We start from the raw sequence: 20,404 nt of genomic DNA, 5'->3' as shown, positions 1-20,404 counted from the left end.
ACGCACACCTTCCGATCGACCGCACGCCAGTGGCCAGTCGCCCACCGTTCCGGGCGAACGGCCACACTACATGTCGAATAGCGACGAAGCTAGCTCGAGCAGTCACGCAACTGAGGCGGGCACCACGTGACAGACGAGACCACCGACCGATCGAGCCGGTTCACCGAGGGGCCGATCGTCTGGCCGCTGCTCGCTCTGGCCGGGCCGCTGACGATGACGCAGCTTCTGCAGGTGGCCTACAACCTGACCGATACGTTCTGGGTCGGCCGCCTCGGTACGGATCCGGTGACAGCCCTGTCGTTCGCGTGGCCGATCGTCTTCCTGCTGGTCAGCCTCGGTGCCGGGATGACCAACGCGGGGACGATCCTGGTGGCCCAGCATGCCGGCGCCGGCAACGACGATCGGCTCGGTCACGTCACCGGGCAGACGATGGCGTTCAACGCAGCGCTCTCCGTCGTCGTCGCGGCGTTCGGCTTTGCGTTCGCTCCACAGCTGTTGCAGGCAATTGGCGCCACGCCGGGCACTGCGGTCCACGATCAGGCGACGACGTACCTCAGAATCATCGTGCTCGGGATGCCCTTCACCTTCGGCTTCCACGTGTTCATGGCCATTCTCCGGGGCTGGGGCGATACGAAGACGCCGATGTACCTGATGGTGTTCAGCGTCGGACTGAACGTCCTCCTCGATCCGTTCTTCGTGCTCGGGTTCGCCGGAAACCCACTCTTTGGCTGGCTCGGCCTCGGCGGACTCCAGGCGACGCTCTACGGCGCGACTGGTTTCGGTGGCCTCGGGGTCGCTGGCGCTGCGTTCGCGACGGTTCTCTCTCGGGGACTGGCCGCGATCGCCGGTGCGTGGCTGCTGTTCGGCGGCCACGTCGGACTCCGGATTGCTGTCGCCGACCTCTTGCCAGACCGTGCGACGATCGAGACGATCGTTCGGATCGGCACGCCGGGCGCGATCGATCAGAGTACCCAGTCGATCGCGGCGATCGTCATGACGGCGCTCGTCGCGACCGTCGGCGCGGACGCCGTCGCCGCCTACGGCATCGGCAATCGGTTCGTCTCCCTGGTCTGGCTCCCGATGGCAGCGATGGGAATGTCCGTCGAGACGGTCGTGGGCCAGAATCTCGGTGGTGGGCAGCGAGATCGCGCAAAGCGGACGGTCTACGTCGCGATCGCGATCCTGGGCGCAGTCTTCGTCGTCGCGAGCGGCCTGACGGTCGTCTTCGCGGAGAGGATCGTCGACGTGTTCATCACCGGCGAGGGATCGGACGCAGTGGTCGACTACGGCGCGACCTTCCTCCGGATCGTCGCGCCGACCTGGGCGATCATGGCCGTCTACCACATGATGAACGGAGCGTTCTACGGTTCGGGCTCGACCCGTCTGGCGATGATCGTCGGCGTGACCACGCTCTGGGGCGTTCGCGCCGTGGCGGCCGTTCTGTTCGTCCTCGTCCTCGGCGTGGGAGCAACTGGTGTGTGGGGTGCGATCGCGCTATCGAACGTCACCGCGGCGATCGCCGGTTCGTACGTCTTCTTCGAGGGCTGGTGGCTCGGCGACGTGATCGGTGGCGCATCGACGTCGGACGAAGCGGCTGCATCCGATGCGGACGATGTGATTGATCCCGACGCGGACGGTGTGAGTGCCCCCGACGCGGACGATGCGAGCGCCCCCGACACGGACGGTGCGAGTGATCCCGACGCTGACGAGTTCGACTGATACGGGCGGAGCGGGAGTGGCTCCGCTTCGGCGCTCGTCAGAACGCTTAACCCACGGAACGGCGTACGTATGAGCGGTAGAGAGAGTCCGGCTCCCGCGCGTCGCAGACGCGACCGTGAGGAAAGTCCCCCCACCGATCGGGCAGGCGACCGGGGACAACCCCGGGGCGGGAGACCGCCGGCGCTGGAACAGAAACGACACGTCTCCGCGTGACCGATGAGGTGCGCGACCCCGAAGCGAGCAAGTCGCGGTCCGGACGTGGGGTGACCCGCGTGCGGCCGTCGGCGATTCAAGCGACCGGCAGTGAACCCACCGAGGTGCGACCGCGGAGGATCGATGGAACGGCGAATCCTCGCCGGTGCAAGTCGACGGCCCGATGGTAGCCCGGACTCCCGTGAGGGCGGTCGTCGACGCCGAGCCGAATGCCGGAAAAACAGAAGGGGGCTTACTCCTCTCTGCCGTACTTATTCGCCGAGCGACGGCACCGCCCGACACTCTGAGACGTCCTGAGCGACGCTACTGCCGTACAGTTCCACTCGTCAGCCCAGCCAGCGTGCCCGTGCGGGTCCACGCCGGCGTTTCCAGCCTCAGCACGCTCTCGGCGTCGACGTCGACGAACCGGAAGGAGACCTCGAAGCTGCCGTCGGCGGCGACCTTCGCGGGCTCGAGCTGGCCGGTCGACTCGTGGCTGAGATTCACGAACTCGCCGGCGTAGGACGGATCGACGGCGCCGGTGACGAACCGCTGCTCGGCGAGGGACACCGCGCCGCTGGAGCTTCGCATCGGGTACTCCCGCTCGAACCACTCACCGAACCCCTCGTCCAGCGCGAACACCGCCTCGTGGCCGTTCGCGATCAGGCTCGAAGCCCGCTGGGAGGAGAGGTGGTGCGGACAGCCACAGTAGGTGACGATGCGTTCGGCCTCCGGCCAGGCGTCGGTAGGGTCGGCGTCCTCGTACCCCTTCGGCGCCGGGCTGAACACGGCGCCAGCGACGTGGGATTGCTCGTATTGTGCCATCGACTTCCGCGCGTCGACGAACCGAGCGTCGCGGCGGCGATACCAGTCGTATGCGGCGTCGATCGGGAGCAACGGGACCGCTTCGGCGTTGGCAGTGTTCGTCTCGAGCTCGTCGACCTCGACGCCCGGTGCGGCAACGTCCCCGGTTTCGGGGGCGAGCCCGGCTTCGGTGACGGATGGATCGGGTGCAGTGCCGATCTCGACGTCTGCCTCCGCGTTGCCGCCGTCACCCTGGCCGCCGACGCAGCCTGCCAGAAGTCCAGCGCTCGTAGCGACTCCCGTCGCGAGGAACGACCGTCGGTTCATGGAAGATTCTGGGGGTCGCGCTGCAAAACGGTGCCGGAACCGTCTCTATGTGACCGCCGCCCTGCACGGCCCGATGGCCGACCCGCGTTGCAGATCTCTCGACCGACGGAGGGTGCACCAGTGGTCGACGTGAATGACGCCGCGAGGCAAGATCGTTGTGCCCCAGATTAGGGGTCTGCGCGAACGGGTTCCCCTCCCGACGATTCCCCCAGATCCGGGAGGTGAACGATCACCTCGGCGCCGTCAGAGTCGGTCGCTGTGAACTCGAGCCGTCCGCCGAGCTTCGTGACCGCCCAGCGAACGAGCCAGAGGCCGATGCCGCTCCCGTGAGCAACGGGCGTCTCCGCACCATCGAGCAACACGCGCTGTTCGTGCTCGGGGATCCCGGGACCGTCGTCGCGAACCGCCAGCGTCCCACCAGTTCCAGTGGTATCGACGGCGATCCTGACCGACGGCTCGTCCCGGTGGCTATGCTCCAGCGCGTTGTCGACCAGCTCGTCCAGCACCAGCCGGACGAGCTCCGGGTCGGTGTGTAGCGCCGCTGGGCCATCAGCCGCGGTCGCGACGGTCGTCTCGTCGTGAGGCCGGGCCGCAGATTCGGCGAGGGTGCAGAGATCGCACCGTTCGACGGTCAACGGAGCGTCCGACAGCACGCGACCGGATCGCTCGACGGCGCTCGACAGCTCCACGAGATCCGTCGCCAGGTGCTCGATTCGCTCGAACTGGTCACTGGCGTCGTCGGGATCGACTGCGCCGTCCCGGATCGGCTCAGCGAATCCTCGTATCGCGTCGAGGTCGTTGCGGAGGTTGTGGCGCATGAGTCGGTTGAGGACCGAGAGTCGCTGTTCGCGAGTTTGTCGGTCCGTCACGTCGTGAAATCGGTACGTGACGCCCAGTGGGGCGTCGTTCGCGTCGTCGATTGCGTTCCGACTGACCGCGAACTCCCGGCGGCCAGCCGTCGTCCGGATCGACACGGTGCCTTCGAGTTCGGTGTCCTCGGTGACTCCGGCGACCTCCGACAGTCGCTGATCACGAACGTCCGAGCGGTCGACGTCGAAGGTCGCCGTCGCGGCCGCGTTCGCGTCCAGGATCCGATGGTTGCGATCCGTTACGATCACTGGGTCGGACAGCGTCTCGAGGACGGTCTCTCGAGCGAGGTGTCCCGCGGTCGGTGCCTGCTCGAATAGTCCTCCGGACCGTTGCAGGACGCCACATAGGGCAACGATGCCTCCGAGCTGCACGAACGCGATAGAGAACGTCGTTCCTTCGCCGAGCTGTTGCCCGATCTGGACCGAGAACGGGAGCGTCGTGACGAGGAGGCCGACCGCGGCGAGCGGTCCACCGTGACGAGCAGGCAGATCGTCGTAGGTCACCGTTGCGTGTGCGATCGACACTACCCCGAGCAGGCCCAGTGAAAACACGGCTATCTGCAGGAGGAACGTGGTGAGGTAGGAGGCCGTGCCGACTGTTCCGACGTCGATCCGTCCGATCTCCTGCAACCACGTGATCGTCGTGCTCGCGACCGTCGTACAGCCCAGAAGTACGAGGACAGCAGCGCGAGTGCGGGAGATCCTCGGCCCACGCCCAGTGTACTCCGCGACGAACGCGAACCAGCACAGCGACGCGAAGACGAATGCACCGAGTAGCGCCATCCTCGCCGTCCCATCTCCGACACCGGTCGCGGTCGTTTGGGCGATCGAAGCACCCGCAGCGACCGTTCCCAGGAGCACCACCAACAGGATTGCGGGGCGTCTCGCCTGATGCCCCTCACTCCCGTCGAGGTCGCGGGCAACGGCCACCGATCCGGCCGCGACGAGGAGCCCCGCGAGGGGCCAGGCGATGGTCACGATTCGTCCTCCACGGTCGGAGAGTGATCTCCGGTTTCCGGTGTCCCGTCGCACGCCGACGCAGTCCGGTCACCTGTCCACGTGGTCCTGTCTGGCGTGGCCGTGCGGTCGTTTCGAGGGGCGCTGTCGACCCACCCCGCGTCGGTGTCCACAGGTGGAAGCTCGATCGTGACGCATCGGTGGGTGTCGTCCCGCTCGGTCGTCGAAACCGTTCCGCCGGCGTGTTCCACGGCCAGTCGCGTCACTGGTATCTCCCGACTCTCGCTGCGGCCTGCTACGGTCGTCGCATCGCCCTGGTATCGGTCGTCACATACCCGAATCGTCGGCGGGTCGCCCGTCACGGCGGTGATGGTTATCTGCTCCCGTGCCTGCTGGCGTGCGTCCTCGAGCAGCGTTCTGAGAACGGTCTCGAGCAGCGGCTGTGAAACCCCCGTTCGAAGACGGGACTCGGGGAGATCGACGGCCACCGCGGGCGCGTTCTCCTCGGTGGCTGCGTCGGCAACGGTACGAATCGTGTCCCGGAGATCGGCCTCGCTCGGCCGTTCGGTCTCCCCCGTCGTTTGCCCTATCGCACGTTCGACGTCCCGGGCGCTTGCCACGAGCGTCGCCAGTGTCGTCGAGCTAGTCCAGATGCGGTTCGCTCGCGCTGCGGGATCCCTGTCGTCGTCCTCTCCCGTTCCGCTGGCTGCGGATGTGGCGACCTCGTCCATGCGAGTTCCCACGGTGTCGACGACGAACCGACGAAGGATCTCGAGGCGTTCCTCCCTGCTCCGCCGGTCTGTCACGTCGGTACACACCACCAGCGTCCCGAACGATCGGCCTCCGTGCCCCTCGATGGGGCTCCCCGTCAGTTCGAGCGTCGTCCCTCGTTCCGTGGTGAGTGTCGCGGGATCGCCGGCCGCTGCGACCTCTTTGGAACCGACTTCGATCCCGGGGAGGGTTCCGAACGGTTCGCCGAGAACGGCTTCGGCGTCTACGCCAAAGAGCGACGCTGCTCGCTCGGTACAGTCCCGGATTCGATCGTCACGATCGGCGACGATTACCCCCGCTGAAAGCTCCTCGACGACGCGATCGCGCCCGGCGACGCGTGCGGCGGGGAGCGTATCGAACGTCGGGTATCGAACGACCGTGGCGAGGAAGGAACCGCTGGCCAGGGCTATCGTCGCAGGAAAGAGCCACGGCTGCTCGAGTAGTTGCGCCAGGAGGATCCCGGACAAGAGCGCGACGACACCGACGGACAGCAGGAGTGGCTCGACGCGCGGGAAGGCGTTCTGCTGGCCTGCCGCACGGAGGAGCAGCGAGACGCCGACGGACGCTATGAATGCCGTCACCGTGAGGATCGCCGCGATTCCATCGACAGTGGCCGATGAGAGCCCCACGTTCACGGCCCTGATCGCGAGAAAAGCAGCGCTACCGACGAGCAGTGCAACACCAGCTGCGAGCCCGGCGAAGAGCCCTCCACCCCTCCCAGTGTACTCGAAGGCAAACAGCGTCCACAGTCCAGCCGCCGTCACTGTCACGACTGCTCCTTGTATCACCCACCAACGATCGCCGGGGACCTGGCCGATCCGGTCGACTCCCAGAGCGATTCCCGCTGGATCGACGATCAACATGTGTCCGACGGCCCCGATCGTCAGCACGGCAGCAACGCCGAGCAGTGGACGCGCGGCCGCACGATCCCACCGTGGACTGAGATACGCGACGAGCACTGTTGACGCGCAGATGGCGATGAGGGCAACGGCGAGTCGGCTGGCCGTGACTATCTGATCCATCGTGCGTGTCTCTGGCGTTGATTGCTGTGGCGCCGGCCGCTGTCTCGCATCGAGGGGTTCCTCGGTCGGATCGTTCTGGCCGATTCTCGGCCCGCAGACGTTCGCGTACTCGCGGCGGAGTCCCGTTAATTCTGCGTAGTTCCTCCGCCTGCTATCTGTCAGTCGTTCAGCGTCGCGGCACCCCTGCCCCGGGCTGGCGATGGCGTGTGATCGGCGTCGACGGTCACGTCGAGGTCGTCGCCGAACGTGACCGAAACCGAGTCGACCACGAGATGGTACTCCTTGTGGTGGTGACCGTCGTCGGCGTCGATCCTGTGTTGCACCTCGAGAAGTCCGATATCGGCCAGATCGTTGAGTCGGCGGAACGCCGTCGGCTTCGACATCGACGTCGCGTCGGCGACCTCCGTGCCGCTCATCGGCTCGTTCCGGATCGCCTCCAGCACCGACCGCGTGTACTCGTCCCCGAGCACGTCGAGCAGGTCGTCCGGGGTCCGTTCCTCCAGCGTCTCCGCTCCTGGCCGGTTGAGGGGTGACTCTGGTCCGGCCGACCTCGTCCCTCCCGACCGATAGCGTTGCTTCGGCATGTGTGAGTGAACCCAGTGGCGCCCGTCCCGAAGCAGGGAACGCTAACTATCACGACGCACGGTCGAACGATCATCTAGCTATACAGATGGCGGCTGCGCGACGGGGTCGCTACCGTTCTGTCGGCCGATACGAGCGTGCCGTCGTGGTAGAGGAGTGGATGGGTGCATCGGTGCGGGACACGGCTACCGTCACGGAGGATGGCTATCGGTTGGGCGAGCTCATGGCACGCTGGGCGATAGCCTCAGCGTCGATGCAGTGTACCTGGGTCGAACCAGTGACGGGCACGCTGGAACGCGGAACGACAGCAATTATGCGAACGCATCACTGAAGGCCGGTAGGAACGATGGCCGAGGACCGCGACGACCGACCGGAGGGAGCACGTCCGCGCGCACTCGTCGTCGACGACGAGCGGGAAGTCGCGGACGCGTATGCGCTTCGCCTCCGAGAGCTCTACGACGTCGAGACGGCCTACGGCGGCGACGCAGCGCTCGAGGCCATCGACGAGGAGACGTTCGACGTCGTGTTGCTCGACCGTCACATGCCCAGAACCTCTGGCGACGACGTGCTGGCGACGCTCGAGGAGTCCGACTTCCCCGGTCGGGTCGTGATGGTTACCGCTATCGACCCGGGGTTCGACGTCATCGACATGCCGTTCGACGACTACCTCTGCAAACCGGTCGACCGCGAGGACCTCCGGGCGGCCATCGACCAGCAGTGTGAGATACTCGGCCACGAAATGATGGGTGAGTATTTCGGTATCGAAGCGAAGCGGCGGGTGATTGTGGCGGAACTCCCCGAATCCGAGCGCGCGGACCACGAGGAGTATCGGACGATCGAACGGCGTGCCAAGGAACGACGCCGGCGTGCGCAGCGGCTCCTCGACGATCCGGCGGAACTGCTCGACTCCTTCGACGGGATCGACCGCGAGCGAAACTAACCGCGGGTTCGTGAATCGATCCTCGGGCCCACGTGGTCTCACACTCTCCCTGGAACACCTGTCGTGGGGTCGGCTTCTGTATAGCTAGAGTTCACCCATTTATGGACCGTCTCCGAACGTGCAACCGGATTCAGAGATGACGGACGACGGTACCGACGTGCAGGCGATTTCGTTGCAGGAGTTGCCGTCGCCGGTCTGCCACGTCGCGTGGGATTCGGAGGCAGAGAGGTGCGGCGCCGACGAACAAGCGGTCGTAACGACGGTGAACGATTCGTTCGAGTCGGCCTTTGGACCGATCACGGCCGGCACGTCGGTCGTCGAAACCTTGCGGTCGGTGGGAATCGAGAGCGAGGCCATCCCGTCGGACGTCGGCGAGTTCGTCGACAGTAACGAGCGTCGACTCGTCCAGCGATCGATAGGGCAAGCGGGCGACCGAGCCACCGAACCGTATCTCCTGCGGGGAATTTCGTCCGACGACCGGACGGGTGGCTACGTCGTTCTGACGTCGCTTCCTGCACGCGGTCCGCGGCCTCGTCCGTCGTCGAACGTCGGGCTGGACGACGTGGCGAGTATCATCAGCCACGATCTCCGGAACCCACTCGACGTCGCGAAGGCGCGGCTTCGGGCCGGCCGGGAACTCGACGAGGACGAACAGTTCGACCACGTCGCACGGGCCCACGAGCGGATGGAGCGTATCATCGACGACGTGCTGACACTCGCCGACACCGCGAGCGCCGCGACGTTCGATTCCGCGAGCAATGCGCCGGCCGAACGAACGAGGGCTGTAGAGATCGATGACACCGTTCATCTCGGCGACGTCGCCAGCGCGGCCTGGGACACCGTCGAGACAGACGAGGCGTCCTTGCACACCGTCGCGGATCTTCCACCAGCGGTCGCCGACGAGGATCGTCTCCAGCGACTGTTCGAGAACCTTTTCAGAAACGCCATCGAGCACGGATCGACAGCCCCTGGCTCGCCGACTCGTCGGGACGCCGAGGAGTACGGTTCCACGAGTCCACCGGTGGACTCGCAGCATACCGTCGCCGAAGACGGCGCCAACAGCTCGCGAGCTGCAACTGCGGACGCCGATCGACCGCCCGCCGCCGAGAATACCACGGACGGTGCGGGCCTCAGCGTGACCGTCGGTCGGCTCGGCGGCGATCCGCCGGTGGGGTTCTACGTCGCCGACGACGGACGGGGAATCCCGGCCGACGAGCGCGAGCGGGTGTTCGATCCGGGCGTCAGTTCCACGGACCACGGCACCGGTCTCGGACTCGCGATCGTCGATCGCATCGCCGCTCGACACGGCTGGTCGCTCACCGTCACTGGCGCCGACGACGGCGGTGCCAGATTCGAAATCGACGGCGTCGAGTTTGCGACGACGTCGTAACCGACGACGAGGAACAAGCGTTTACAAAGACACCCTCTCCAATCAACGCCAATGGAAGAACCCCTCGAGCGTGCGCCAGTGGGCGTCGTGGAAGTCTCCACCGAGGGGTGCGTTCGATCGCTCAATTCAGCCGCGGCAACGCTGCTCTCGGTCGACCCGGACGCGAACGCCGGCGAACCAATCGACGACGTCGTCCCGCCGTCCGTCGACGATACCGTGCCGGGGGCGTTCGAGTCGCCGCCGGACACCGAACAGTCCATCGAGGAGTACTACCCGGGACTCGATCGATGGATCTCCGTGACGATCGTGCCGGGTGCGGAGGACGTCTATCTGTACCTGGAGGAGACGACCGAAGCCCACCGATCACGACGACGGCGGGACTCTCTGGACGACGAGGTGTCCAGGCTGACCGTGACGAACGAATGCATCGCGGACATTCTCGGGGCGCTCGTCGACGCTTCGACGCGGACCGAGATCGCGACGACGATCTGTGAACACCTCGGCACCACCGAGCTGTACGACTTCGCGTGGGTGGGCGAGCGCGAGCCCGGATCGGGAGACGTGGTCGTCAGTGCGGCTGCCGGAACCACCGACCGCACTATCGAAGCGATCGAGGCCGCTCTCGAGGAGGGCGCGAGCGTTCCGGAGCGTCGGGCGATCGAGAGCGGGGCGGTCGAGGTCGTCCAGTCACTGGGTGACGACGATTCGGTGCCGGAGTCGATCCGCCGGGCCGCCTTCGCCGACGGGCTCCAGTCCCTCCTCGCGATCCCGCTCAGGTACGGGTCCAGCGTCTACGGTGTCGTCGGTCTCTACACCTCCGAGCGCGGCGCGTTCACGGAGCGCGAACGGAGCAGCTTTCGCACGGTCGGGGAGATGGCCGGCTTCGCCGTCAACGCGACCCGGCACCGATCCTTGCTTCGCTCGAGCACAGTCGTCGAACTGACCTTTGCCCTGGAGGCGTCCGATACGCCGCTGTCCGCGGCCGCCGTCGAGACGGGCGCAGCACTGACCGTCGAGGGCGTCGTCGAGCGCGACGATCAGCTCCTCTGCTACGTGAGCGTCGAGGGGGAACCACCCGACGCTCTCGCTGCCGTGCTCGATGCACGCGAGGAAGTCGACGCCACGCGGATCGTCTCCGACGGCTCTGACGCCGGATCGATCGAACTAACGGTCGGGGGTGACACCCCGATGGGACTGGTCGCCTCGCAGGGCGTGACGCTCCAGTCGGCGGTCTTCCGCGAGGGACACCACCGAATCGTCGTCGTGCTCCCGCCAGATGAGGACGTTCGTCGTATCGCGACCGCCTTCACGCGACGGTTCGACGCCGACGTGGTCGCGAAGCGCGAGCGCGAGCGTGAGCGACGGTCCGACGTCGAGTTCGAGAGCGATCTCGCCGAGCGGTTGACCGACCACCAGACGGACGCCCTCAGAACTGCGCTGCTCGCCGACTACTTCGAGTCACCACGGGGGAGCACCGCCGAGGAGGTCGCGTCTGCGCTCGGGATCACCGGACCGACGCTCCTTCACCATCTTCGGGCGGGCCAGCGGAAGCTCCTCGGGGAGTTCTTCGAGGTGGACCGAGAGTGACCGTTGGGCGTCTCCCGGCAGACGACGGCGATGGCATCGTTTCAGACACTGAAACAGTGCGTGGCCCTCTCCTTGCATGGGCAGGTAGCCATCGGTGCCCGCGATGCGGATGGCGGGCACTGCGACCTGACTCTGACAACGTCACGATCCCCATCGGTTCCCCGATTGCTCGATTCGACCGTCGTCGCGGGAGGACGACCGCGTTCCGGCGCGGTCGTCCCTTCCGCCATTCCGCCGTCGACGCGGTTCTCCTCGGCCCATCTGGAATCGTCACGGCACCCAACCTGCCGCGTTCGACGGCGGCCCCATCCCCGCCGATCGCCGAACCACAGCCGCTTTTAGTACTATGAATCCGTACGTGGAGATACGACCGATGCCGGTATCGATCGACCGAATTATTTCGGGTCGCTTGGCGTCCACCGACCACGACAGATGACGTCGTTCGATCGCCGCAGCTTCCTCCGGCTCGGCGCCGCCCTCTCGGCCGCTGGCGTCGCCGGCTGTCTCGAGGGCGAGGAGGATCGGGAGGACGCTCCCTTCCAGAAATGGGTGCCAGCCGAGAGCGAGACGATCGTCGCCGCCCACGTCGATCTCGGCGTCGCCGAGGGTTCCGCAGACGAGACCGAGATCCTACCCTTGATCCTGCCATCTGGCGGAGACGGAGAACCAGTAGAGTACGCACCGCAGATCGAAGGACTCACCGAAATCGACGATCCGCTCCTGACGGTACCACTGGCGCTGGGCGGGCGGATCATGGCTGCAACGATCGGCTTCTATGCCGCCGGACTCGGCTATCTCGTCGATCCCGAGCAGTCGGTGGACGGTCCGTCGGATCTGTTCTACGTGAACGGGGTTGTGGGGGTGACCGGTGATCTGGACATCGATCGTGCCACGGAACAGCTCCGCTCCGGTACCGATGGGGCCGTGTTCCAGGATACATTCGAGCGGACGGGCGAGCACGGCGGGTTCGAGCTGTTCGAGCCTGTCAGCGATCGCAACGAGTCCGTCGTCGCGATCGAGAGCGCCGGGGCGCTCATGGCGACCACCCGGGCCGAGCTTCTGCCGGTGATCGACGTTGTCAGCGGCGACGCGGCCCGAGCGGTCGAGACGCGCGACCGGTTCGAGTGGCTCGTCGACACCGTCGGGGACGGTCATTTCTCCGTCGGCTGGGTCGACGACCCCGATCTCGAGCGGTTCATCTGGGGCAACGCCGACGAGCAGCTTCCCATCGAGTTCGTGACCGCCCACGATGCAATGTTCACGTCACTCACGTTCGATATGGACGACGGGACGAACACAGCACGCCTCGCAGCCCAGGGAATTTCCACCGACGCGGCGAGGGACCGTATCGAGGCGAGGCTCGGAGCAGCCAGCGACGATCTGGACGTCTCCTTCGAGGACGATCGCGTTTCGGCGACCGGAACCTACGGGAGCGACGCGCTCGACGTCGAGTTCAGCAAGCGGGGAGACGGCGACGACGGCGAGGCGGTGGATCCGGAGGTGGATCCGCCACAGGCCGTCTCGGACGCCGTTCCGGCGGACGCTTTCCGTTTCGAGCACGTTCCATCGGAGAACCTCGTCGAAGTCCACGTCGAGACGTCGTTCGAGGCGGACGAACTCACCGTCCGGACGACCGAGTCGGGCTCCGCCCGGTCGGTGTCGCCGGTCGAAAGCGTGCGCTACCTAACGGTCTACCTCGACCCGGATGGCGACCAGGTGGTCGTCTCCGTGACGGTTGGCGACGAGAGCGGTGTCGTCGCAGTGCGGGAGTTTCCGTAGCGATCGAGTGTACTCCCACGGCGCTATTCGTCGCGGCCGTCCGTTCGATTATCACAGGCAACCGATCGAGCATCGCCGGAGCACCCCTCGATCGTCATCGACCTGCTCAGGTCCGAACGACTGCAGTCCCACCGACGCGATCACCGAGCCGGTTCCTCTCCTCGGAGACGGCTATCAGCACGATCCCCAGCAGGTAGAACAGCGGGAGCCAGTCGACGATTCTGAGGAGGTTCCGGACCAGCGAGGACCCGAGTGAGAGCGACGTATCGTCCTCCTCGACTACTTTGATGCCAACGAGGTACTTCCCGAGGGTCTTCCCGGAACGCCACTCCAGCAGCGCGTGATAGCCGATGCCCAGTGAGAGCCAAACGAGCAGTCCCACAGTTCCCAACGTTCCCTCGAGCTCCGCGTTCGTTCCCTCTGGCGTCGTCTCGACCTGTCCAGTCGCCGCGGCGATGGCGTACGTCGAGACGAAAAACAGCGCGAACCAGACGACCGAATCGATCGCCATGGCCACGCCGCGAATGCCGATTCCACACCGTTTCAGCCTCTCTGTCTCGGTCATCGTAGCCCACTGTCAGACGAGCATCGAAAAAGATCGTTTGCGGTGTTTCAGTACGGGAAACTGTGGGCGGGCTTCAGGGCACATCGGCTCTTCGTTCCACTGGAGCCACCACGGCTTCGAACACACCATGAACGCAGAGGAGTTTTCTGCCGCGTACGAACCGACGGATAGCGACGCGCCGTTCCGGCGCGAGAACAGCTACGCGATCGCTGTGGACGTCGACGGAACGACGATGGCGAAGGCGGACTCGATGGTCGCCTACACCGGCGATCTGACCTTCAGCGGGAGGGCGTCGGTCGAGGGCGGCGTCACGGGCTACCTGAAAGACGCGGTCACCGGCGAAGGTACGCCCATCATGGAGATCGAAGGGCGGGGAACCGCCTACCTTGCGGACACGGGGAAGAAAGTCCAGCTTCTCGACCTCGACGCCGGCGATAGAATCACCGTCAACGGCGAGGACATCCTCGCCTTCGAGTCGGACCTCCACTACGAGATCACGACGATCGATAGCCTCAGCGGTGCGCTGGCAGGTGGGCTGACAAACGTCGAAATCGAAGGGCCCGGTCTCCTCGCGCTGACCACGCACTGCGACCCGATCGTCCTCGAACCGCCGGTGACGACCGATCCGAAAGCAACGGTCGCGTGGACCACCGCCGAGTCGCCCTCGATCGGGACGAACAAGAAACTCGAAATCGGTCAGACCTCCGGCGAGGCGATTCAGATGAAGTTCGACGGCGAGGATGGGTTCGTCGTCGTCCAGCCCTACGAGGAACACGGCGGAGCGTAGACGGGCTGAGTTTCAGCGTTTCGACGGGTCAAGATTCGAACGAACTGGAGGCGAGTCGATCCTCTGGAACTGACTCCACGACGAGGAGTCAACCGTGGAAAGTGGGCCCGCTGGGACCGATCGAATCCGCCGGATTCGCGAGGGTCAGCGGGCACACGACGAGGAGCGAAGCGACGAGGAGTGGGCCCGCTGGGATTCGAACCCAGGGCCACCCGGTGTCCCACGGTGCCGCCAGTGACGACGCCGATATGAGCCGGGCGCTATAACCGGACTAAGCTACGGGCCCTCGGGCGTGTGGTTTCGCTGGCCGACACATTAGGGTGTCGGGTCGATGGGCCGTGTCTCCAGTCCCGTCGTCGACGGTCGCGCGCGGTATTACCGCCGTTCCTCCAGCTCCGCCCGCAGATCCGCGAGCTCCATGTCGTGCATCGAGAGCAACACGAGCAGATGGTAGACGATATCTGCACTCTCGTGTGCGATCTCCTCGGTATCGTCGTCTTTCGCGGCGAGCACCAGCTCCGTCGTCTCCTCGCCGAGCTTCTCGAGTACGGCGTTCTGGCCCTTCTCGTGGGTGAACAGCGACGCCGTGTAGGAATCCTCGGGCAGCTCCGCCTTGCGATCCTCGATAACCGCGAACAGCTCGTCGAGCACCGGGTCGGTCATGGACAGGTGGAGGAGGGGAGGGGTCAAAAACGCCTCGCGTCGACCGCCGTCGTTTAGTTCATCGTATCGGCGAACTTGTCGCGTCGGAAAAGATCGATCTCGGAGACGCCCGAGCGTTCACGGGTCGCGGCGAACCGAATGGCCTCCGCTATCTCGATCGGTTCTGTGACGCTCCCCCGCTCGAACCGCTCCGCGAAGGACGCTCCCTCGGCGCCGCCGAACTCGGTGCGGACCTCCGAGGGATTCACGACGGAGACGGCGACGCCCTGATCGCCGACCTGTGCGCCGACGCTGTGGGCGAATCCGCGGACCCACCACTTCGTCGCGGCGTAGACCGGGTTGAACGGCCGAGGGTACTGTCCGGCGAAGCTCCCCACGAAGACCAGATGCCCCTCGCTCTCGACGAGATGTGGGAGCGCGGCGCGCGTGGCGAAAAACACGCCGTCTTCGTTGGTCTCGGTCATCGTGCGGTACTGTTCGGTCTCCAACTCGGCCACCTCGCCGCCCCGTGCCAGCCCGGCGTTGTTGACGAGGACGTCCAGTCCGCCGAAGCGCTCGACGGTGGCCTCGATCAGTGCGTCGACGGCGGCTTCGTCGCGCACGTCCGTGGGAACGGCGACGGCGTCGACGCCGTACTCCTCCTCGAGGTCGCCGGCGATCGATTCGAGGCGCTCCTCGCGTCTGGCCGCCAGTGCGATATCCAGCCCTTCGTCGGCCAGTTCGTGGGCGGTCGCTTCGCCGATGCCCGACGACGCGCCAGTGACGACCGCAGTTCGTGGCATGGCCGTTGTAACGGCAAGCGACGGCTTCGTCTTTTGGATTCTGGCCGGACAGTCGGCGGATGGTGAGCACCGGAGGGAATGGAGAGCCGATCGGCGCTGACGGCACCAGGACGTCACGACTCACGAACCGGCACCGCGTCGGATGCGGAGTCAATTCGTGTAATACTATTTATTGATGCGGTTACGAAGGGAATATAATCCGAAGGTATCTTCGCGGAGATATGGAGCGAAGGCGACTGTTGCGCGGGGTCGGCGCCCTGTGTGCGACGACGATCGCTGGATGTTCGTCACTGTCGGACGGCACCGGTGGCGACATGGGTGAACTCGGCGAGTGGGCGATTCCAGTTCCGGACGATCACGAGCAGTACAGCTACGGCGTCCACGAACTCTCACTCGATCGACTTCGAGAGATTCGCCACGCCAGCCTCGAGGAGACGACGCTTGGGCAACTGGACTGGGCCAGACGGCTCGGTCTCGACGATGCCGTGCTGCGGAGATTCGAGACGCAACTCTGGATCAGTTCGAATGCAGGGGACGATCACCGGAACTTCGTCGTCTACCAGGGTGACGTCGATCGGGACGAGGTCGTCGAGGCCATTGGGCGCCCCGAGCACGCAGACGCCGGGACTCTGGGATCGTACGAAATCATGCCCACGGATGCAGGCCCGTGGATGGCCGTACAGGACGGTACGATCGTGGCAAACAGGTCGGGGCTGAGGAGGAGCCCGCTGACCCCGAACCCGGAGACTGTGCGAGATGCGGTTCGCACCTCGACCGGCGACCTCGAGAGCCATTTCGACCGCGTGGACGGGTTCCTCAGCTTCGCCGAGGCGGTGCCGAGGGGAGCGGAGCGACTCCTCAGCGAGTATCGGAACGTCCCTGCAGAGAATCTTCCCGACGCGCTCACCGAACTCGATGGGATCGTGTTCATGGGTGAGAGTAGGGACCGCGAGGGGTCAAGCAGCGTTCGACGCGAGTACTACCAGTTCGAGACGGCGGGGGCCGTCGAGACGACGCCTTTCGACGCGTACGTCGAAACCGAGTCCCAGGAGTCGGACGGCTCGGTCGAGTACGACGTCGACGGCACAACGGTGGAAGTGACGAAACGATATCCAGTGGAGTAGTCCGACGGGCCCATCGAGCCCGCCCGAGTGACTCCGAACCACCTAACCCGCCTCACCGCCTCGCTTCGGCCATGCACGGCGAGCCAGAGGTGGCGGTGCTCCGACTCGGCCACCGCCCCGGTCGAGACGACCGGATGACGACCCACGTTGCGCTGACAGCTCGCGCGCTCGGCGCGGATCGCGTTCTGCTCCCCGACAATGCCACCGACGCCTACGACACCGCGACGGACGTTACCGGCCGGTTCGGCGGTCCCTTCGCCGTCGAGTCGACGGAGCGAACGGTCTCGCTCCTCGAGGAGTGGGAGGGATCGATCGCCCACCTCACGATGTACGGCGAGCCGGTCCAGACCGTCGAAGAGGACGTTCGTAGCGCCCATCGCGAGGAGCCGCTGCTGGTCGTCGTCGGCGCTGAGAAAGTCCAGTGGGACGTCTACGAACACGCCGACTGGAATCTCGGCGTGACGAACCAGCCCCATTCGGAGGTCGCGGCGCTGGCGGTGTTTCTCGATCGGCTGTTCGAGGGCCGGGAGCTCGACCGAGAGTGGGCGGACGCAGAGCGTGCCGTAGTGCCGAAAGCCGAAGGAAAACTCATCGAGGAGCTCGAGGACGAGGAGTCGTAGGAAGACTCGCCTGCCGGCGGCCCTGCCATCGTGACCGCTCCGGTGGGTTTAAACGACTCACGCCCCCAAAATCGACCAATGGCTTTTGAGGATCTACTCGAGGACCCGGTGATCCAGAAGTACCTCCACGAGCTGGTCGGTCCGAAGGGGATGCCCGTCGCCGCGGCACCGCCCGACGGCGAGGTGACCGACGAGGAGCTCGCCGAGGAGCTGGACATGGAGCTCAACGACGTCCGCCGCGCGCTGTTCATTCTCTACGAGAACGACCTCGCGACGTACCGTCGGCTCCGCGACGAGGACTCCGGCTGGCTGACCTACCTCTGGACGTTCCAGTACGACAACATCCCGGAGAACCTCGAGGAGGAGCTCTACCGACTCCACGACGTGCTCGATGAGCGCGAGGAGTACGAGCGCAACCACGAGTTCTACCTGTGTGAGGTCTGTTCGATCCGCTTCGAGTTCGGCGAGGCGATGGAGTTTGGCTTCGAGTGTCCGGAGTGTGGCTCCCCGCTGGAGACGATGGACAATGACCTCCTGATCCAGGCGATGCACGAGCGGATCGCGTCGCTCCGTGACGAGCTCCACATCGAGGGTTCGGACGCATAATGGCGGCGGTGGTCCTGGCCCGCAAGTGCTACGTCGCCGGTGACGCCCGGGAGCGAACGCTGCGCAGTCTCAGGGGGCTACTCGGCGACCGACTGAGCGATCTCGACGTCGACGTCGAGATCGAGCTTCGCGAGGACGACTTCCCCGTCGTCACGCTCGACGGCGAGGACGAGGTCGTCGCGCGGAACCTGCTCGCCGAGGAGTTCGGCGAGATTCCGGTCGCGACGGACGGAGACGGCGGCCCTGGCACGTTCGAGCCTGGCGAAACCTACGTCGGCACGCTCGAATCCTGGGACGAGGGCGGGTTCGTCCTCGACGCCGGACAGCCAGTGCGGATCCCGCCAGATGGCATCGACCTCGGCCCCGGGAACCCCGAGCAGATCGTCGAGCGGTTCGGCCTCGTCCAGCATCTCGCAATGGAGTTTGTGGTGCCAGAGTCCGATGCGGACGCCGACGATCGCGATGGTCAGATCGTCGCAGACCTCGCCGATTCCGAGCGCGACCGTCTCTACGACTGGCAGCGTGGATCCGGGCGCGTAACCGTCAACAGCGCGACGCGCTCGGAGGTCCGCGCGACGGTCAACCGCGCCGGACACGCACAGGACATCGTGACCGTCGAGCGCCTCGGGATGCTAGAGCAGTCGATCGTCTGCAAGGACGGAACGGACCCGCCGGGGCTGATCGCCTCGATCGGCGAGTATCTGCCGGCACAGCTTCGCGCCGTCGTGTAAGGATGACCTCGAACAGCTCGACTCGCCGCGTCCTCGTGCTCCTGGCCCTGCTGGGGCTGATCGCGCTCACGGGCTGTATCGGGCAGTTCGGCTCCGGAATCTCCCAGGACGAACTCGCTCAGAACAACACGTACCAGTGGGACCAGGACGCCACGATCGAGGAGTGGCCCTCGAACGTCACGGTACAAATCGAGATCAAGCAGGCCGGCTTCTTCGCCACCGACAACTACCGGGCGATCTACACCGGCAACGAGACGCAGTTCACGCTCTCCGAACGGGGGTTCACCCGACCGCACTCCATCGACATCCGCGCGGTCAAATACCAGTATCCTAACGGCACCATCGTCGGGCCGCAAGCGGTCGACGTCGATCAGAACGCCCGCCGCACGCGCGTCAGGCTGCCGGAGGGGCCGGGCCGCTTCGCGTTCACTGGCGATCGCCGAAACAAGGAGCTACACCTCCCCGCGTTCACGGGCGGCAACTACACCGTCACGCTCCCGACGGACCACAGCGTCGGCGACCTCTTCCTCTCGGACGTCTCGCCGCGCAGCTACAGTACGAGCACCGTCGACGGACACACCGTGCTCCGGTGGGAAGGCGTCAACGGTGACCAGACGATCCTCGTCCGGTTCTACCGTGACCGGGACTTCTTCCTCTTCTATGGACTCGCCGGAGTGCTTTCCGTCGCTGGCGCCGGGGTCTTCGTCTACTACAGACGCAAGATCCGCGAGATTCAGGCCTGGCGCGCCGCCCAGGGGCTGAATCTGGATCGCGACGACGATGACGACGATAACCGTCCCCCGCCGGGGATGGGATAGCGGAACGCGGTCAGCGGGTACCGGATCCCGCGACCCTTTTGCCCCCGCCAGCGCAAGAGCATGCATGAACGTCGCAGTGGTCACCGTCGGCGACGAGTTGCTCGCCGGCGATACGGCGAACACGAACGCCACCTGGCTCTGCGGCGAGCTGACCGACCGCGGCGTGGACGTCCGTCGGGTCATCACTCTCCCCGACGTCGTCGGTGACATCGCCCGCGTGGTCAACGAGTACCGCGCCGAGTACGACGCGGTCGTCATAACCGGCGGGCTCGGCCCGACGCACGACGATCTGACGATGGAGTCTGTCGCCGCGGCCTTCGGCCGTGAGGTCGCCCACGACCAGGCGGCCGAGGACTGGCTCGTCGAGCACAGCGGCTACGCGGCTGCTGACCTCGACCCCGGCACCACCGCGATTCCGCGCGGTGCCGACCCGCTGCACAACGAGGTCGGCGTCGCCCCGGGCTGTGTCCTCGAGAACGTCTACGTCCTCCCCGGGGTTCCGACGGAGATGAAAGCGATGTTCGCGGACGTCGCCGAGAATTTCAGTGGGCCACAGCGGTACGTTCGCCAGATCGCCGTCGACGAGCCCGAGAGCCACCTCGTCGATCGGTTCGACGACCTCAGGGAGCGCTTCGACGTGGCGGTGGGGAGCTACCCCGGTGACCACGTCCGGGTGAAGCTGTCCGGCACCGATCGCGACGCCGTGGACGCTGCGGCGGCGTGGCTCCGCGAGCGCGTCGACCTTCTCGAAGAGTAATTTCCACCGATC

19 protein-coding genes, 1 tRNA gene and 1 other RNA gene are annotated in these 20,404 nt (G+C 65.9%); 13 read left to right on the top strand and 8 right to left on the bottom strand.

Annotation, left to right across the window (positions count from 1 at the left end; translation table 11 throughout):
* The first annotated feature begins 126 nt into the window (after positions 1–126).
* Both MXF70_RS01145 and rnpB read left to right on the top strand, forming a co-directional pair.
* Positions 127–1,719: an MATE family efflux transporter gene (locus MXF70_RS01145; RefSeq protein WP_248516752.1), complete on the top strand. Its 1,593-nt coding sequence runs from the start codon at positions 127–129 to the stop codon at positions 1,717–1,719.
* A gap of 75 nt (positions 1,720–1,794) precedes the next feature.
* Positions 1,795–2,179, top strand: an RNA gene (rnpB, locus tag MXF70_RS01140) — RNase P RNA component.
* A 56-nt stretch (positions 2,180–2,235) separates the two neighbouring features.
* Here rnpB and MXF70_RS01135 read toward each other — a convergent pair.
* From MXF70_RS01135 to MXF70_RS01120, 4 genes are all read right to left on the bottom strand, one after another.
* The gene (locus MXF70_RS01135) at positions 2,236–3,042 is read right to left on the bottom strand and encodes a rhodanese-like domain-containing protein (protein WP_248516751.1); all 807 of its coding nucleotides are present in this window, start codon (positions 3,040–3,042) and stop codon (positions 2,236–2,238) included.
* A 167-nt stretch (positions 3,043–3,209) separates the two neighbouring features.
* A complete protein-coding gene (locus tag MXF70_RS01130) occupies positions 3,210–4,889 on the bottom strand; it encodes an ATP-binding protein (protein ID WP_248516750.1) in 1,680 nt (559 codons plus the stop codon).
* Positions 4,886–6,661, bottom strand: coding sequence for a PAS domain-containing protein (locus MXF70_RS01125; RefSeq protein WP_248516749.1), 1,776 nt, complete (start codon positions 6,659–6,661; stop codon positions 4,886–4,888). Before MXF70_RS01125 ends, MXF70_RS01130 begins: the two co-directional genes overlap by 4 nt.
* Before the next feature lie 158 nt (positions 6,662–6,819).
* Positions 6,820–7,245, bottom strand: a complete 426-nt coding sequence (locus MXF70_RS01120; protein ID WP_248516748.1) for a winged helix-turn-helix domain-containing protein — start codon at positions 7,243–7,245, stop codon at positions 6,820–6,822.
* A 344-nt stretch (positions 7,246–7,589) separates the two neighbouring features.
* Here MXF70_RS01120 and MXF70_RS01115 point away from each other — a divergent pair, with 344 nt between their 5' ends.
* The 4 genes from MXF70_RS01115 (at position 7,590) to MXF70_RS01100 (ending at position 12,939) form a co-directional block, all read left to right on the top strand.
* The gene (locus MXF70_RS01115; RefSeq protein WP_248516747.1) at positions 7,590–8,183 is read left to right on the top strand and encodes a response regulator transcription factor; all 594 of its coding nucleotides are present in this window, start codon (positions 7,590–7,592) and stop codon (positions 8,181–8,183) included.
* A gap of 118 nt (positions 8,184–8,301) precedes the next feature.
* Entirely contained in the window at positions 8,302–9,573 is a 1,272-nt protein-coding gene (locus MXF70_RS01110; RefSeq protein ID WP_248516746.1) for a sensor histidine kinase, read from the top strand.
* 51 nt (positions 9,574–9,624) lie between these two features.
* Positions 9,625–11,160: a bacterio-opsin activator domain-containing protein gene (locus tag MXF70_RS01105; protein WP_248516745.1), complete on the top strand. Its 1,536-nt coding sequence runs from the start codon at positions 9,625–9,627 to the stop codon at positions 11,158–11,160.
* A gap of 432 nt (positions 11,161–11,592) precedes the next feature.
* Complete coding sequence (locus MXF70_RS01100; protein ID WP_248516744.1) at positions 11,593–12,939, top strand: hypothetical protein; 1,347 nt, start codon at positions 11,593–11,595, stop codon at positions 12,937–12,939.
* A 106-nt stretch (positions 12,940–13,045) separates the two neighbouring features.
* Here MXF70_RS01100 and MXF70_RS01095 read toward each other — a convergent pair whose 3' ends face one another.
* Positions 13,046–13,504 (bottom strand): RDD family protein, encoded by a 459-nt coding sequence (locus tag MXF70_RS01095; protein WP_248516743.1) that lies wholly within the window; start codon positions 13,502–13,504, stop codon positions 13,046–13,048.
* 127 nt (positions 13,505–13,631) lie between these two features.
* On the opposite strand from MXF70_RS01095, the gene MXF70_RS01090 reads away from it, so the two are divergent.
* On the top strand, positions 13,632–14,291 hold the full coding sequence (locus MXF70_RS01090) for an AIM24 family protein (protein ID WP_248516742.1): 660 nt from the start codon (positions 13,632–13,634) through the stop codon (positions 14,289–14,291).
* Between the two features lie 181 nt (positions 14,292–14,472).
* Here MXF70_RS01090 and MXF70_RS01085 read toward each other — a convergent pair.
* The 3 genes from MXF70_RS01085 to MXF70_RS01075 form a co-directional block, all read right to left on the bottom strand.
* Positions 14,473–14,577, bottom strand: a tRNA-Ile gene (locus tag MXF70_RS01085).
* A gap of 89 nt (positions 14,578–14,666) precedes the next feature.
* A complete protein-coding gene (hisE, locus tag MXF70_RS01080) occupies positions 14,667–14,954 on the bottom strand; it encodes a phosphoribosyl-ATP diphosphatase (RefSeq protein ID WP_248516741.1) in 288 nt (95 codons plus the stop codon).
* A 53-nt stretch (positions 14,955–15,007) separates the two neighbouring features.
* Positions 15,008–15,736 (bottom strand): SDR family oxidoreductase, encoded by a 729-nt coding sequence (locus MXF70_RS01075; RefSeq protein WP_248516740.1) that lies wholly within the window; start codon positions 15,734–15,736, stop codon positions 15,008–15,010.
* A gap of 221 nt (positions 15,737–15,957) precedes the next feature.
* On the opposite strand from MXF70_RS01075, the gene MXF70_RS01070 reads away from it, so the two are divergent.
* The 6 genes from MXF70_RS01070 (at position 15,958) to MXF70_RS01045 (ending at position 20,392) form a co-directional block, all read left to right on the top strand.
* Entirely contained in the window at positions 15,958–16,860 is a 903-nt protein-coding gene (locus MXF70_RS01070) for a hypothetical protein (RefSeq protein ID WP_248516739.1), read from the top strand.
* 71 nt (positions 16,861–16,931) lie between these two features.
* Complete coding sequence (locus MXF70_RS01065) at positions 16,932–17,480, top strand: tRNA (cytidine(56)-2'-O)-methyltransferase (protein ID WP_248516738.1); 549 nt, start codon at positions 16,932–16,934, stop codon at positions 17,478–17,480.
* A gap of 78 nt (positions 17,481–17,558) precedes the next feature.
* The gene (locus MXF70_RS01060; RefSeq protein ID WP_248516737.1) at positions 17,559–18,086 is read left to right on the top strand and encodes a transcription factor; all 528 of its coding nucleotides are present in this window, start codon (positions 17,559–17,561) and stop codon (positions 18,084–18,086) included.
* Positions 18,086–18,817 carry a DUF2110 family protein gene (locus MXF70_RS01055; RefSeq protein ID WP_248516736.1) on the top strand — a complete coding sequence of 244 codons (732 nt, stop codon included), beginning with the start codon at positions 18,086–18,088 and terminating at the stop codon, positions 18,815–18,817. Before MXF70_RS01060 ends, MXF70_RS01055 begins: the two co-directional genes overlap by 1 nt.
* Positions 18,818–18,819: 2 nt before the next feature.
* Complete coding sequence (locus tag MXF70_RS01050; RefSeq protein ID WP_248516735.1) at positions 18,820–19,635, top strand: DUF5803 family protein; 816 nt, start codon at positions 18,820–18,822, stop codon at positions 19,633–19,635.
* A 64-nt stretch (positions 19,636–19,699) separates the two neighbouring features.
* Complete coding sequence (locus MXF70_RS01045; protein WP_248516734.1) at positions 19,700–20,392, top strand: competence/damage-inducible protein A; 693 nt, start codon at positions 19,700–19,702, stop codon at positions 20,390–20,392.
* The last annotated feature ends 12 nt before the right edge of the window (positions 20,393–20,404 follow it).

This window comes from Salinarchaeum laminariae (genome assembly GCF_023204835.1).
In the GTDB taxonomy this organism is placed as follows: domain Archaea; phylum Halobacteriota; class Halobacteria; order Halobacteriales; family Salinarchaeaceae; genus Salinarchaeum; species Salinarchaeum laminariae.
Note: the sequence above shows the minus strand (reverse complement) of the source record. Positions and strands in the feature narration are given on the sequence as shown.

Coding starts and splice junctions, on each gene's coding strand:
- MXF70_RS01125 (WP_248516749.1), bottom strand. CDS start 6,661: ATGGATCAGATAGTCACGGCCAGCCGACTCGCCGTTGCCCTCATCGCC.
- MXF70_RS01105 (WP_248516745.1), top strand. CDS start 9,625: ATGGAAGAACCCCTCGAGCGTGCGCCAGTGGGCGTCGTGGAAGTCTCC.
- MXF70_RS01045 (WP_248516734.1), top strand. CDS start 19,700: ATGAACGTCGCAGTGGTCACCGTCGGCGACGAGTTGCTCGCCGGCGAT.
- MXF70_RS01115 (WP_248516747.1), top strand. CDS start 7,590: ATGGCCGAGGACCGCGACGACCGACCGGAGGGAGCACGTCCGCGCGCA.
- MXF70_RS01090 (WP_248516742.1), top strand. CDS start 13,632: ATGAACGCAGAGGAGTTTTCTGCCGCGTACGAACCGACGGATAGCGAC.
- MXF70_RS01060 (WP_248516737.1), top strand. CDS start 17,559: ATGGCTTTTGAGGATCTACTCGAGGACCCGGTGATCCAGAAGTACCTC.
- MXF70_RS01120 (WP_248516748.1), bottom strand. CDS start 7,245: ATGCCGAAGCAACGCTATCGGTCGGGAGGGACGAGGTCGGCCGGACCA.
- MXF70_RS01100 (WP_248516744.1), top strand. CDS start 11,593: ATGACGTCGTTCGATCGCCGCAGCTTCCTCCGGCTCGGCGCCGCCCTC.
- MXF70_RS01135 (WP_248516751.1), bottom strand. CDS start 3,042: ATGAACCGACGGTCGTTCCTCGCGACGGGAGTCGCTACGAGCGCTGGA.
- MXF70_RS01055 (WP_248516736.1), top strand. CDS start 18,086: ATGGCGGCGGTGGTCCTGGCCCGCAAGTGCTACGTCGCCGGTGACGCC.
- hisE (WP_248516741.1), bottom strand. CDS start 14,954: ATGACCGACCCGGTGCTCGACGAGCTGTTCGCGGTTATCGAGGATCGC.
- MXF70_RS01095 (WP_248516743.1), bottom strand. CDS start 13,504: ATGACCGAGACAGAGAGGCTGAAACGGTGTGGAATCGGCATTCGCGGC.
- MXF70_RS01075 (WP_248516740.1), bottom strand. CDS start 15,736: ATGCCACGAACTGCGGTCGTCACTGGCGCGTCGTCGGGCATCGGCGAA.
- MXF70_RS01050 (WP_248516735.1), top strand. CDS start 18,820: ATGACCTCGAACAGCTCGACTCGCCGCGTCCTCGTGCTCCTGGCCCTG.
- MXF70_RS01070 (WP_248516739.1), top strand. CDS start 15,958: ATGGAGCGAAGGCGACTGTTGCGCGGGGTCGGCGCCCTGTGTGCGACG.
- MXF70_RS01065 (WP_248516738.1), top strand. CDS start 16,932: ATGCACGGCGAGCCAGAGGTGGCGGTGCTCCGACTCGGCCACCGCCCC.